This is a genomic window from Labrys monachus, from assembly GCF_030814655.1.
Taxonomy (GTDB): domain Bacteria; phylum Pseudomonadota; class Alphaproteobacteria; order Rhizobiales; family Labraceae; genus Labrys; species Labrys monacha.
On sequence record NZ_JAUSVK010000001.1, the window covers coordinates 1,972,531 to 1,985,428 of the forward strand.

The 12,898-nt window shown below is 67.4% G+C and carries 12 protein-coding genes; 6 read left to right on the forward strand and 6 right to left on the reverse strand.

The annotated features are described in order from the left end of the window. Positions 1–13 precede the first annotated feature (13 nt). The 4 genes from J3R73_RS08940 to J3R73_RS08955 all read right to left on the reverse strand — a co-directional run bounded on the left by J3R73_RS08940 (position 14) and on the right by J3R73_RS08955 (position 3,681). On the reverse strand, positions 14–1,132 hold the full coding sequence (locus tag J3R73_RS08940; RefSeq protein ID WP_307425240.1) for a glycosyltransferase family 2 protein: 1,119 nt from the start codon (positions 1,130–1,132) through the stop codon (positions 14–16). A gap of 422 nt (positions 1,133–1,554) precedes the next feature. Next, positions 1,555–2,397, reverse strand: a complete 843-nt coding sequence (locus J3R73_RS08945) for a hypothetical protein (RefSeq protein WP_307425242.1) — start codon at positions 2,395–2,397, stop codon at positions 1,555–1,557. Then, complete coding sequence (locus J3R73_RS08950) at positions 2,370–2,666, reverse strand: PqqD family protein (protein WP_307425245.1); 297 nt, start codon at positions 2,664–2,666, stop codon at positions 2,370–2,372. The genes J3R73_RS08945 and J3R73_RS08950 overlap by 28 nt, the downstream gene beginning before the upstream one ends. A 37-nt stretch (positions 2,667–2,703) precedes the next feature. Then, positions 2,704–3,681 carry a glycosyltransferase gene (locus J3R73_RS08955; RefSeq protein ID WP_307425248.1) on the reverse strand — a complete coding sequence of 326 codons (978 nt, stop codon included), beginning with the start codon at positions 3,679–3,681 and terminating at the stop codon, positions 2,704–2,706. A gap of 173 nt (positions 3,682–3,854) precedes the next feature. On the opposite strand from J3R73_RS08955, the gene J3R73_RS08960 reads away from it, so the two are divergent. Continuing rightward, positions 3,855–4,810 (forward strand): IS630 family transposase gene (locus J3R73_RS08960; RefSeq protein ID WP_370879838.1). Its coding sequence is split into 2 segments (ribosomal slippage): positions 3,855–4,203 and positions 4,203–4,810, totalling 957 coding nucleotides; the frame shifts between segments, so codons are not numbered across the junction. Between the two features lie 188 nt (positions 4,811–4,998). Here J3R73_RS08960 and J3R73_RS08965 read toward each other — a convergent pair. Beyond that, on the reverse strand, positions 4,999–6,276 hold the full coding sequence (locus tag J3R73_RS08965; RefSeq protein WP_307425251.1) for an alpha-mannosyltransferase: 1,278 nt from the start codon (positions 6,274–6,276) through the stop codon (positions 4,999–5,001). A gap of 96 nt (positions 6,277–6,372) precedes the next feature. After that, positions 6,373–7,290 carry a LysR substrate-binding domain-containing protein gene (locus tag J3R73_RS08970; protein ID WP_307425254.1) on the reverse strand — a complete coding sequence of 306 codons (918 nt, stop codon included), beginning with the start codon at positions 7,288–7,290 and terminating at the stop codon, positions 6,373–6,375. Between the two features lie 97 nt (positions 7,291–7,387). On the opposite strand from J3R73_RS08970, the gene J3R73_RS08975 reads away from it, so the two are divergent. From J3R73_RS08975 to J3R73_RS08995, 5 genes are all read left to right on the forward strand, one after another. Further along, on the forward strand, positions 7,388–9,829 hold the full coding sequence (locus J3R73_RS08975) for a GcvT family protein (RefSeq protein ID WP_307425256.1): 2,442 nt from the start codon (positions 7,388–7,390) through the stop codon (positions 9,827–9,829). A gap of 108 nt (positions 9,830–9,937) precedes the next feature. Further along, the gene (locus J3R73_RS08980; RefSeq protein WP_307425259.1) at positions 9,938–10,732 is read left to right on the forward strand and encodes an amino acid ABC transporter ATP-binding protein; all 795 of its coding nucleotides are present in this window, start codon (positions 9,938–9,940) and stop codon (positions 10,730–10,732) included. Then, the gene (locus J3R73_RS08985) at positions 10,729–11,367 is read left to right on the forward strand and encodes an amino acid ABC transporter permease (RefSeq protein WP_307425262.1); all 639 of its coding nucleotides are present in this window, start codon (positions 10,729–10,731) and stop codon (positions 11,365–11,367) included. Before J3R73_RS08980 ends, J3R73_RS08985 begins: the two co-directional genes overlap by 4 nt. Continuing rightward, positions 11,367–12,029, forward strand: coding sequence for an amino acid ABC transporter permease (locus tag J3R73_RS08990; RefSeq protein ID WP_307425265.1), 663 nt, complete (start codon positions 11,367–11,369; stop codon positions 12,027–12,029). The genes J3R73_RS08985 and J3R73_RS08990 overlap by 1 nt, the downstream gene beginning before the upstream one ends. 26 nt (positions 12,030–12,055) lie before the next feature. Then, the gene (locus tag J3R73_RS08995) at positions 12,056–12,886 is read left to right on the forward strand and encodes a substrate-binding periplasmic protein (RefSeq protein ID WP_307425267.1); all 831 of its coding nucleotides are present in this window, start codon (positions 12,056–12,058) and stop codon (positions 12,884–12,886) included. The last annotated feature ends 12 nt before the right edge of the window (positions 12,887–12,898 follow it).

Consider the following 12,898-nt stretch of genomic DNA (forward strand, 5'->3'; position numbering starts at 1 on the left):
GTTCAACTCCGCATCAGGGCGCGACGCGCGCGGGGCCGTTCAGGGCGATCGCCTTGATCCGGTAGGCGGCATCACCCGGGGCCAGCCGCGCGGCGGCGGCGAACTGCGCCGCAGCCTCCCGGCGACGGCCGAGGCGCAGGCAGGCGAGGGCCGCCAGTTCGCAGGCCTTCTCGCGGAAGATGGCACGGTCATAGGCCAGCAGCCCGTCGCACAGATCCTCCGGATCGATGGCCTGCAGCCTTTCCGCCATCTCGAGGGCCTCGCCCGGCCGCCCCGCCCGGAGCAGGGCCTGCCCGCGCAGAAACCACAGGGCGTGGTCGTCCGGCATCCGCGCCAGGCCGGCCTCGATGACATCGAGGGGATCGCCGCCCAGTTCGGCCTCGATCCGCGCCAGGAACTGGACGATGAGACTGGCCGGAGCCCGCTGGTCGTTCGAAAGATCCCGATCCGCGCGCGCCAGGCCCTCGCGCGCCGCCGCGACCGCCTCCTGCACGCGGCCGAGCGCCGCGAGGGTCTCGGCCATGTGATGCCAGCAATAGACCCGGTCGGGATCGGCGCGAACCGCGATTTCAAGCAAAGCAAGGTTGCGGCCATGCTTGTGCGACTGGTCGCCGTCATAGCCGATGTGATCGAGTTCCACCTCGGTCCGGACGATGGGCAGCCCCTCGCGGGCGCTGAGCAGCCTGACGGCGGGCTTGATCGTTTCGTGGATCTTCCCGGCAAAACGGATGCGCGGGTCGCTGCGGAACAGCCGCCACTCCCGATAGCGCGTATAGCCGGTCTTGGGCCGGAAGCGGACGAACCCCGCGACGGCGCCGGGATCGATATAGTCCGCGACGACGCCGCCCTTCGGCAGGCCCAGTCGTTCGTCGGCGTCGATATACAAGATCCAGTCACCGGAAGCCGCATCGAGGGCGACATTGCGCGCGGCGGCAAAATCATCGTTCCAGCGGTGATGCAGCAGACGGACGCCTGGCGTCCGTCCGGCGATGCCGACCGTATCGTCACTCGAACCGGTATCGACGACGACGATCTCCTCGACGCGTCCCGACAGCGATTCGAGGCAACCTGCCAGGAAACGCTCTTCGTTCCTGACGATCATGGCCGCGGAGACACGAACCCGGCCCGTCATGGGTGGGAACCACGAATCGTCGCATGGCCGATAGGATGGAGCCACGCTCCCCACGACGGCTGCAAGAGCATCACAGGCTACCGAAAACAAAAAAATCAGGCGAAAGAGATATCCTCTCCATCGCCTGACCGACGTTCAAGCACCGGAGACTTGCAGATCAACCAGCGTTCCCGGCCATCGAAAGCGCATGGGACGTCTTCATTTCCCGGATCGGAAAGGAGACGACCTTCGGCGCCTCATAGGGCGTCTTCGCAGCGAGCGAACGAACCTTTGCCACGACATCCCTGGAGACGGCGTCAACTTCCTTCAGGCGAAGCGAATTTGCGTTAGCACCCATTCAACACCTTCCGCGAGCCATCAAGGCTCATCTAGAATCCTCATTCCGCGAACGATATATTTTGTAACCACGAGTTGCCGAACTGTCAATTGAACGAACAATCCGGCACGCCGCCCGCGCATGCACCCTCGACGCGTTCTGCGGCCCGTTCCGGACATCCGACCTGCAGCCTGTAGGCGGGCGCCGCTGCCAGCGCCAACCTCAGGCCGGCGGCCCCGGCGCCGCTGATCCGGTCGGCGCCCAGGATCAATCCCCGGCGGAAGGCTGCATCCCGGTCGAGCAGCGAGATGGCGCCGCGACTTCCGTCTGCGCGGTCGAGGAAGAACATCGCCGCGACGGGGCCGGCCTGCAGCCGCCAGGGACTGCCGAAGGACCGGGGGTCGACGGCATGCACGTTTCTCGACAGGTCGACGGGGAGGAGCGGAGCGTTCGCGGCGAACCCGCGCAGGAAGGCCGGCAGGGCCGCAGGTTTTTCGTCGATGCGTATGGTGCGGGGCAGGGCGCACAGGCCGCCGAGCCGGACGGCGGCCCAGGCGTCTCCCTCGATCTGCCAGCCGCGGGCCATCAGCGCCAGGGCGATCCAGCTCTTGCCGGCCCGCGCGCCGCCGACCAGCGCGATCCGCTGCTCGGCGGGGCTGCGAAGGAGGGCCGCCGGCAGGATCAGCGCGTCGCGTTCGGCGGCCGTCGCCTGCCGCGATATCCGCGCATCGACCTGCAGCAGGCATTCCCGCAGCGACCCCAGCGCCGCCAGCCCGGATGGGAACAGCAGCCGGTAATGGCCGCCTGCCGGCGCGATCACCACCTCCTCCGGCACAGGTTCGGGTCCCGGCAGCTCCGGCGTCGTGCGCAAGGCCTCGAGCGGCCGCCCGATCGTGCCGGGAGCGATGACGAAGCTGCGCTTCAGGCCGCGGACGAGGACGGGCTGCAAGACGTCACGAGACCTTGTGAGGCGAGCGAGAGGAGGCACGCGTCGACCTCGCCGCGAGGCGGCGCCGAAAGGTCGAACAGGTCCTGCAGGACATCCGCGATGGCTTCGGCGCTGCTTCGCCCGTCGCAGAGCTCGAAGACGGCCGCGGCCGTCAGGTTGAGATAATGCACGCTCTCGGAGACATGGTCATAGATGACGTAGCCGTCCGGAACCTCGTTGCATTCGAAATCTCCCATGCGCTTGAAATAGGCTTGGCTTTCGTCGGTCATTCGTCGCTCCGTTCCTCCGTTCAGGCTTTGCCTGCTTCTAGGCCATCGCAAGCGATCGGGAAATTCGAATCACGAGGTTTTCCCTCGCGTGATGCCGCCGCACCCAGTCCAGCCCGAGTGCCGCGCGCCGCTGCCGCTCGGCGGGCTGGGCGAGGGCGTCGCGGCAGGCCTCGGCGAAATGGTTCGGCGCCGCTGCGATCCACCCGCCGGTGCCGGCGGGCCAGCCGAGCCCTTCGGCGCCCGTCGGCGTCGAGATGCTGGCGACGCCGTGCGCAGCCGCCTCCAGCAGCTTGATGCGGGTGCCGCCGCCGGCCTGCAGGGGCGCGAGGGCCAGGGTCGAGCGGCGATAGAGGGCGCTGACGTCCCCGACACGGCCGAGTACCGAAATGCGGGGGTGGCGGCCGAGGGCGGACACCGCCTGCGGCGGCTGCGGGCCAGCGATCAGGAGGCGGCAGGCCCCGCCGCCGGCGGCCCTCAGGCGCGGCAGCACCGTGCGGCAGAACCAGAGGATGCCCTCCGCATTGGGCGCATAGGAGAGCGAGCCGAGGAACATGAGGGTCGCGCCGTCGTCGCGCGCGGCGGCCCGTGGCGGAATCTCGACCGCGTTCGCCATCGGCTCGCAGGCGAGGCCGGGGTGCCGGCGGCCGAGCAGGCGGGCTTCCTGCCGGCTCGCCACGAAGACACGCCGGAAGCGCGGGCCGAAACGCGCGACGAGCGCGTCGCAGGCCCGGCCCTCCTGCTCCAGCCAATCGGCGCGCATCCGGCCTGCGCCGTCACGCGCGAGCGCGAGACGGGCCAGGGAGGAGAAGGCGGCGCGGTCGTCTTCGTCCAGATCCAGCGTCGCGGCGGTTCCCGGCGGGACGGCGTCGAGGCAGGGCGCCATATAGGAGCGCCCGATATGAACGAGATCGGGCGCGCAGGCCTCGATGAGGCCCGCGATCTGCGCCAGGACCGGAGCCGACAGGAAGCTGGCGAGGCTCGGCCGGCCATAGGCGCGGAAGGCTTCGAGGCGCATGCTCTCGTCGGAGATCCGCGACAACAGGGCGAAATGCGTGTCGTTGCGTCCACTGACCGGGACGATGTGGAGGCGGGCGCCTAGAGCGGAATTTGTCTGAGTGGAATCGGAAGGGATTCCACTGGATGGCTTAGTGTGATTCATAGGTTTCCGGGCTATTCCGGAGATGAAGCATGACGAAGCGTGGTGAAGCCTATTCGCAGGATTTGCGAGATCGTGTGCTTGGGGCGCTGGATAGCGGGATGTCGGCGAGCACAATCGCACCAATCTTCAGGGTGAGTGTGTCCTACATCTACAAGGCGGCCGCGCGGCGGCGCGCGACGGGGGAGGTCAGTGCCCGCCCCCAGCGCAATCATGTTCCGCTCAAGCTTGCCAAGCATGAAGAGGTTCTGCGGGCCAAGGTCGCGGCTGATCCGGATGCGCGTGTCGCGGATCTGCGGGCCTGGGCGGAGGAAGAATTGGGGGTCAGCATCAGCCATGCCCCGATGTGGCATATGCTCAAGCGGCTTGGGCTGACATATAAAAAAAGACGATCCACGCCAGCGAGCAAAAACGCCCCGATGTCGCGGCCGCTCGCCGCAAATGGCACAGCAACCAAATCTGGCTGAGGCCCTCGCGTCTGGTCTTCATTGACGAGACCTGGGCCTCGACCGCGATGGCGCGCCACTACGGCAGGTGCAAGCGCGGACAGCGCCTGATCGACTACGTGCCGCATGGCCATTGGAAAACCACGACCTTCATTGGCGCTCTGCGCAGCGGGGGATTGACAGCTCCCTGCGTGCTCGACGGCCCAGTCAACGGCGATTGCTTCAAGGCCTATGTCGCGCAGATCCTCGTTCCCACCCTCAATTACGGCGATATCGTCATCATGGACAATCTGAGCAGCCACAAAGTCCCGGGTGTGCGCCAAGCCATCGAGGCCGCAGGGGCGGAACTGCTTTACTTGCCCGCCTACTCCCCCGATCTCAATCCGATCGAGAACCTCTTCGCAAAGCTCAAAGCTCTCCTGCGCGCGGCTGCAACCCGATCCATCCACGATCTCTGGGACGAAATCGCCAAAACTCTCCCGCGCTTCTCCCCGTCCGAATGCAGAAATTACTTCTCTAATGCTGGATATTCTACAGTCTGAACAATTTCGCTCTAGGCCCTGCAGGAAGGCATCGGCCTGCGTCGGGCCTCCGGCCACGGGGGCGACGACGACGTCGACCTCGGCGATCCGGCATAGAGCCTCCAGGAACAGGCCCATGCGCATCGCCAGGCCGTTTCCCGCGCGCGCCGGCACGATCGGGCTGATGAACACCGCCTTGCGCGGGCGCATCAGATATCCCCGTCATTCGCCAGCACGTAGCGGCCGGCGAATATCCACTGCCTCCAGGCGGTATCGGAGGCGTGGGAACTCTTCCTCACGCCCTCCGCCGCGGCATAGGCCTCGATCGCGGGGTCGGCGACCGAGGCGCCGTACCAGTGCCGGTTGGCCTGGTATTCGAGGCGCCAGCACGGGCCGAACGCATCGTGGATGACGAGGTGAAGCGCTCCGTCCTTCTCGTCGCACCACCAGTTCATGCGGTCGGCGGCCCGGCTCCTGCCGATCTCGCCGTCGGGCAGCAATTCGAGCGTGACGGCGGCCTGTCCGGGAACGATGAAGGCGAGCGTTCGGAAGGAAGCCCATTCCCGTTCCGTCCGAAGCGCATGCGCGCTCCTCGGAGGGGCATGGAACACCAGCCCGTTCCAGCCCTTGCGGAGCTGCGCGAGCGCGGTCATGCAGGCTTCAAGGCCCACGAAGCCCGCCGGTTCCTCCTGCCCGCCGGCGTAGCGCCATTTGGCGCCGGTCCTGTGCTGGAAGAGCACGCGTCCCTCGAAATCATGCTGGTGGAGGCAGAGGCCGACATCGGGCAGCGGCCGATGGGGAATGACGGCGAAGCGCGAGTCCGCCATGAGGAGCCCCAACAGGTAGGTCTCCTTGTCGCCATACATCATGCGGTAGTAGAAGTCGGCGTGCCGGTTGAGATGCAGCGCGAGCTGAATCGCCGGCCATTTCCTGGCCTTGTGGATGAGCAACTGGCCGGATTCGATCGCCGGCGCGGAGCGCGGCGCCAGGCCGCAGGCGTCCCAGACCGGGTTTTCGGGAATCAGGTCGACGATGTCGGGCCAGAGGACCGCCCCCGTCTCCCGGTAGTCCGCCCATTCGAACACCTCGGCGGGATCCCTGGTCGGAACCTGGTCGGCGTCGAGGAGCAGGACCTCCTCGAAGGACGACCAGGCGAGCGCATGGGCCTTCAGCTGCCAGCCGTCGACGATCCAGGCATGATCTGCGTCGCCCGCGGTGGCGTCGACGACGCGCACGCCGAAGGCGCCGAGCATTGCCGCCATCCTCGCCGACATTTCGGCGGGGCCCAGATGCCATACTTCGATGGGCAGGCGGCACTGGAGAGCCTCGCGCAGGACATGCACGAGCACATAGGCATTGGTGAAGAAGGAGGGTCCCCCGGCGCAGACGACGATCCCTCGACCGGCAAACCGCGCTCCAGGATAGGGCTCCAGGCTGTTCAGACGTTCCGCCAGCAATGTCTGCTGGCGCGCATTCTCGACGATCATGGCGGCGAACCTACTCTCACGGACAGGCGATAGGCAATCGGCAGGCGATCACGGAGCTGTGGCAAAGCCCGCGCGCCGCGTCGCTGCGCATTTTTCCTACGCGGCCGGCCCCTCGGCCTTGCTCAGCAGCCATCGGCGGAACAGGTCGACCGCCGGCTTCAGCGGACGGGCGGCCGAGGCGGTGAGATAGATCGACTGGCCGGAGCGGTAGCCGGTCTGGAGCGGGCGCACGAGCCGGCCGGAGCGGACATAGTCGTCGACGAGATGGTTCCATCCCAGAACCACGCCCTGGCCGAGCGCGGCGGCCTCGGTGGCGGCCAGCGCATCGGAGAACACGACGTCCTCGATGACGTTGGCGGCCGGCACGCCCATGCGCCGGAGCCATTCGTTCCAGCCGATGCGCCTGCGGTAGCGTTCGGTGAAATGCAGCAGCCGGTGCCGCGGCAGGTCCGCCGCCGTCTCGATCGGGCCATGCTCTTCGAGATAGGACGGGCTGCACACCGCCGAGACGTCCTCGGCGGTGAAGAGCCAGCTGCGGATACCCGGCCACGCCCCGTCGCCGAGGCGCGCGGACAGGTCGATGGTGTCGTCGGCGAAGTCGATGTCGTCGCGGCTGCTCTCCTCGATGTTGAGGGCGACATCGGTGTGCAGCGCCTTGAACTCGTGCAGGCGCGGCAGCAGCCAGAGATAGACGAAGGAGGTCGAGAACGACACGCGGACGATATCGCGGTCGCCCTGCCGGCGCATCGTCGAGATGGCCTTGTAGATCTGGTCGAAGCAGGCCTGCGTCTCCTCGTAGAGCCGCTGGCCGTCCGCAGTCAGCCGCAGGCGCGCGCTCTCCCGGTGGAACAGCTTCAGGCCGGTCGACCGTTCGAGGATGCGGATGGTCTTGCTCACGGCCGGCTGGGTGACGTTCAGCTCCCGGGCTGCCGCGGTGAAGCTCAGCCGCCGGGCCGCCGCCTCGAAAACGAAGAGGTGATTGGCCGAGGGAACCACGGAGCGAAGCTTATGCATAACTTCAAGTTATCGATGGCGCGATTTTTTTCAAGCTCGCCGTTGTCGTCCATGCCCCTATGATCGCTGCAAACAGATCATCCGGAGCGTTGGGTCCATGCAGTCTCATGCACGCGTCGTCGTCATCGGCGGAGGATGCGTCGGCGCCGCCACCCTCTACGGCCTCGCCAAGCGCGGCTGGACCGACGTGGCCCTGCTGGAACGCACCCAGCTGACGGCGGGTTCGACTTGGCACGCGGCCGGCCTCATTCCCTCCTATGCCCGCAACCGCAATATCGGCCGCATGATCGCGCGGAGCATCGCGATCTATGAAGGGCTGGAGGCGGAGACCGGGCAGACGGTCGGCTGGCACAAATGCGGCCAGCTGCGCATCGCCAACACCCGCGAGCGCATGGACGAGTTCCACAGCTATATCGGCGTCGCCGAGGCGCAGGGCACCCGGGCCCGCATCGTCACGCCGGCCGAGGCGCGCGAGCTGTGGCCGCTGCTCGAGAACAACAAGACGATGATCGGCGGGCTCCACCATCCCGACGACGGCCATATCGCGCCGGCCGATGTCACCCAGGCGATGGCGAAGGGCGCGCGCGACCGCGGCGCGAAAATCTATCTCAATACCGAGGTGACGGGCTTCGAAGCCCTGCCGGGCGGCGAATGGCGGGTGAAGACCAGCAAGGGCGATATCATCTGCGAGCATATCGTCAGCGCCACCGGCAATTACGCACGCCAGACGGGCGCCATGCTCGGGCTCGACATTCCCGCCATCCCGATCCTGCACCAATACTGGATCACCGAGGCGGTCCCCGAAATCGTCGAGCGCCGCGCCAGGGGCCTGCCGGAAATGCCGATCCTGCGCGACGAGGCGTTCGCGGGCTATCTGCGCGAGGAGGGCGAGGGCCTGATGTTCGGGCCCTATGAGAAGACGGAGCACCTCAAGCTGTTCGCGGTCGACGGCGTTCCCGAATGGTTCGGCGCCGACCTGCTGCCCGAGGATTTCGATGCCGTCGCCGAGAACTGGGAGGTGGCGACGGAGCTCGTGCCCGCTTTGGCGCGTGCCGGCATCAAGAGCAATGTCCGCGGGCCGTTCCAGATGACGGCCGACGAATTGCCGCTGGCGGGGCCGGCCTGGGGCCTGCGCAATGTCTGGCTCGCCGAGGGCGTGCCGGGCGGCATCCTGTGGGGCGGCGCCCTTGGCCATTACCTATCGGAATGGATCGTCGAGGGCGATACCGGCATCGACATGTCCGACATCGATCCGCGCCGCTTCGGGCGCTACGCCAACAAGGCGTGGACGCGCGAGAAGGTGCAGGAGACCTGGGGCACCCATGCCGAACTGCATTTCCCCGGCGAGGACCTGCCGGCGGCGCGCCCGGCTAAGACCGCGCCGGCCTATGACCGGCTGTCGCAGCTCGGTGCGGTGTGGGGCGTCCTCAACGGCTGGGAGATCGCCAACTGGTACGCGCCGCCCGGCGTCGAGCCGAAGGACGATTACAGCCATCGCCGCACCCGGCATGCCGGCCATGTCGAGGCCGAGGTGCGGGCGGTCCGCAGCGGCGTCGGCCTCGTCGACATCAGCCCGATGACCAAATATGAGGTTCGCGGCCCGGGCGCCGCGGCATGGCTGGACGGGCTCCTCGCCAACCGACTGCCGAAGCCGGGACGCATCGCCCTGTGCCACCACCTCACCGACAAGGGCTGCGTCCAGGGCGAATACACTGTCACCCGTCTCGCCGAAGACGCCTTCTACCTCGTTTCGACCCCGCGCGCCGAGCGCCTGAATTTCGACGTGCTGTGGCGCCTCCTGCCCTCGGACGGCAGCGTGACGCTGGCCAACGTCACCGACGAGAGGGGCTGCTTCACCGTGGTCGGCCCGCACGCTCGCGACCTCCTGCAGTCGCTGACCGAGACGGATCTGGGCAATGCCGCCTTCCCCTGGATGAGCTTCCGGACCGGGGGCATCGGGCTTGCCGAGGATGTCCGCATGCTCAGGGTCAATTATGAGGGCGAGCTCGGCTGGGAACTCTACCATCCGATGCCCTATCAGCGGCATCTGCTCGATGCGCTGCTGCGGGCGGGGGCGCCGCTCGGCCTGAAGCTGGTCGGCCTGCAGGCCCTGGAATCGCTGCGCCTGGAAAAATCCTACCGTGCCATGTATCGCGACATGAACACTGAGCTGACGGCCTTCGAAAGCGGGCTCGACCGCTTCGTCAAGTTCGACAAGGGGGACTTTTCCGGCCGGCAGGCGCTCGCGGTGCAACGGCATGCGGGCCTGCGGCAGCGTCTCACCACCATCGCCATCGATACCGATGAGTCGAGCGTGCTGGCGCATGAGGGTGTATACAGCAAGGGCGCTCTGGTCGGACGGATCTCCTCGGGCGGCTATTCCTACCATCTGGGCCACGACCTCGCCTTCGCCCTGCTGCCCGAGGCGCTGTGGGCTGTCGGCACGGAGCTGGAGGTCCTCGTCCTCGGCCAGGCCCGCAAGGCCCGGGTCATCGCGGAATCGCCCTACGATCCGGCCAATGCGCGGTGCCGCATGTGACGGTTGCGGCAACGCATGGAGGGACGATGCCAAATGAACGCAGAGCCGCACTTCCTTGCAGACCCTGGGGCCGGGCATGCCGGCCGCGCCGCGCCCGGAGCCGCGCCCATGCAGGCTGAAGCAGCCGGCACCGATGCCGGGAGGGCAGAGGCCCGGCCCCTCATCGTCCTGGACAAGGTCGTCAAGCGCTACGGCACGCATACCGTGCTCAGCGGCATCGACCTGGAAGTGCATGCCGGCAACGTCATGGCCATCATCGGGCCCAGCGGCTCGGGCAAGAGCACGCTGCTGCGCTGCATCAACTATCTCGAACCGCCCAGCAGCGGCACGATCATGCTCGACGGCATCCGCCTGGAGGCGGGCAGGGCGACCTCGCGCAAGGACCTTGCCCTGCTGAGGCGCTCGGTCGGCATGGTCTTCCAGTCCTTCAACCTGTTCCCGCACATGTCCGTCCTCAGGAATGTCAGCCTGGCGCAGGAACGGGTGGCGGGCCGCAGCCGCAAGGAGGCGGACGAGCGTTCGATGCAGCTGCTGTCCCGCGTCGGCCTGGCGGACAAGGCGCATCAATATCCGCTGCGCTGCTCGGGCGGTCAGCAGCAGCGCGTCGCCATCGCCCGGGCGCTCGCCCTCGATCCCAAGGTCATGCTGTTCGACGAGCCGACCTCCTCGCTCGATCCCGAGCTCGGGCTGGAGGTGCTGGCGGTGATGCGGGAGCTGGCCGATGACGGCATGACCATGATCGTCGTGACCCACGAGATGCGCTTCGCCGAAAACGTCTCGGACACCGTGCTGGTGATGGCGGACGGCATCATCGTCGAGCAGGGACCGAGTGCCGAGGTGATGCGCAATCCCCGGCAGGAGCGGACGAAGCGCTTCCTGCGCGCCGTCAACGACCGCACATGAGCGACATGCTCGCCATCCTGAGCGGCCTGCCATGGACGATGGCGCTGACCGCGGTCGCCCTCGCCCTCGGCGTCTTCTTCGGCGTTCCCCTCGCCTTGGCGCGCCGCTCGCGCCACGCCGCCGTCTGGCTGGCGGCGGCCGCCGTCATCGCGCTGATCCGCAGCATCCCGCCGCTGGTGTGGCTGTTCATCCTCTTCTTCGGCCTCGGCACCGGCTATATCCAGATTTCTCCCTTCCTTGCCGCGGCGGTGGCCTTCGGGCTGATCGCGACCGCCAACATGGCGGAGATCTATCGCGGCGGGCTGATGGCCATCCAGCACGGGCAATGGGACGCCGCCGAGGCCCTCGGCCTCAGCCGCTTCCACACCTTCGCCGACGTCGTCGCGCCGCAGGCCCTGCGCGTATCGCTGCCCTCCGCGGCGAGCTATGCGATCGGCCTGCTGAAGGATACCGCGACGGCGTCCACCATCGGCGTGATGGAACTGACCTTCCAGGCCAACCAGCTCTCCCAGCGCACCTTCAGCGGGCTCTACGCCTTCGGCATCGCGGCGGCCATCTATATCCTGATCAGCCTGCCGGTCGCCTGGCTCGCCCGCTCGGCGGACAGCTATCTGCGGACGAAGGTGGCACGCTGATGGATGTGTCCCTCGCCGATATCGCCGCCTGGCTCCCCGACCTGACCGACGGTCTGACGGTCAGCCTGATCGTGACCGCCGGCAGCCTCCTGCTCGGCATTCCCCTCGGACTGCTGCTGGCGCTCGGGGTCCAGGCGCAGTGGCGGCCGCTGCGCGGCGCCTGCCTGGCGTTCGTCGAGATCGGCCGCGGCACGCCGGCTTTGGTCCTGCTGCAATTCGTCTATTTCGGCCTGCCGGCGGTGGGGCTGACCATGACATCCTATGCGGCCGCCATCCTGGCGCTCGCCTGCAATACCGGCGCCTATACCAGCGAGATCATCCGCGCCGGGCTCCAGTCGGTGCCGCACGGCCAGCGGGAGGCCGCGACGGCGATCGGGCTCTCGCGGCTCGACGAGCTGCGCTACGTCCTCCTGCCCCAGGGGCTGCGCATCGCGGTTCCCGCGCTGCTCGGCTTCTCGATCCTGATCTTCCAGGGCACGTCTCTGTGCTTCGTCGTCGCGCTGCCGGAGCTGCTGAGCCGGGCCTACGAGATCGGCTCGACGACCTTCGAATATTTTCCCGCCCTTCTCGCGGCGGCCTGCCTCTACGCGGTCATCTGCATACCGGCCTCCATTCTCGTGGGGGCGGTGGAACGTCGCGCCGGGCACTATTCCCGGCGCTAAGATCAATAACATCAGAGGAGAAAGTCATGCGGTTCTTGAAGTCACTGAGCGCGGTTTCCATGGCGCTCTGCGCCTCGGTCGTCATCGGCGATGCCGCCCTCGCGGCCTGCACGCCGAAGCACACATTCACGACGGTGGAAGCGGGCTCGCTCACCATCGCCGTCACCACCTATGCCCCGTATTCCTTCCTGGACGGTGGCAAGGCGTCGGGCGTCGACGGCGACATCGCCACCAAGATCGCCGAGATGGAATGCCTGGCGCTGAAGCCCACCGCAGTCGATCCGGCGGCGGCGATCCAGTACGTTCTGTCCGGGCGGGCCGACATCGCCACCGGCGACTGGTACCGCACCGCCGAGCGCGCCAAGGTCATGAACCTCTCCGCGCCGCTCTACACCGACCAGATGGGGCTCTATTCCAAGGCCGGCGTCACCAAGGTGCAGGACCTCGTCGGCAAGCAGGTCGGCACGGTGCAGGGCTATCTGTGGGTCGAGGACCTCAAGAAGCTGCTGGGCGCCAGCCTCAAGCTCTATCCGAACTCGGTCGGCATGCAGCAGGACCTCAAGACCGGGCGCATCGAGATCGGCGTCGACGGCTATTCGACCGGCGTCGTCGCCAAGAAGGCCGGCGCGATGGGCGATATCGAGGTCAAGGTTGCCGAGCCCGATGCGCGCGTGAAGGCGACCAAGGAAGCGGCGCAGGCCGGCTTCCCCTATGCCAAGGCCAACAAGGCGTTCGGCGAGGCCTTCGACGCCGACATCGAGAGCCTGCACAAGGACGGCACCATCGCCAAGATCCTGACCTCCTACGGGATGGACGCCTCGGCGGCCGACACCGGCGCCGCGCGCCTGCTCCAATAGGGCCGGCCAGAT

Coding starts and splice junctions, on each gene's coding strand:
- J3R73_RS08980 (WP_307425259.1), top strand. CDS start 9,938: ATGCAGGCTGAAGCAGCCGGCACCGATGCCGGGAGGGCAGAGGCCCGG.
- J3R73_RS08965 (WP_307425251.1), bottom strand. CDS start 6,276: ATGATCGTCGAGAATGCGCGCCAGCAGACATTGCTGGCGGAACGTCTG.
- J3R73_RS08975 (WP_307425256.1), top strand. CDS start 7,388: ATGCAGTCTCATGCACGCGTCGTCGTCATCGGCGGAGGATGCGTCGGC.
- J3R73_RS08940 (WP_307425240.1), bottom strand. CDS start 1,132: ATGACGGGCCGGGTTCGTGTCTCCGCGGCCATGATCGTCAGGAACGAA.
- J3R73_RS08955 (WP_307425248.1), bottom strand. CDS start 3,681: ATGCGCCTCGAAGCCTTCCGCGCCTATGGCCGGCCGAGCCTCGCCAGC.
- J3R73_RS08970 (WP_307425254.1), bottom strand. CDS start 7,290: ATGCATAAGCTTCGCTCCGTGGTTCCCTCGGCCAATCACCTCTTCGTT.
- J3R73_RS08985 (WP_307425262.1), top strand. CDS start 10,729: ATGAGCGACATGCTCGCCATCCTGAGCGGCCTGCCATGGACGATGGCG.
- J3R73_RS08990 (WP_307425265.1), top strand. CDS start 11,367: ATGGATGTGTCCCTCGCCGATATCGCCGCCTGGCTCCCCGACCTGACC.
- J3R73_RS08995 (WP_307425267.1), top strand. CDS start 12,056: ATGCGGTTCTTGAAGTCACTGAGCGCGGTTTCCATGGCGCTCTGCGCC.
- J3R73_RS08950 (WP_307425245.1), bottom strand. CDS start 2,666: ATGACCGACGAAAGCCAAGCCTATTTCAAGCGCATGGGAGATTTCGAA.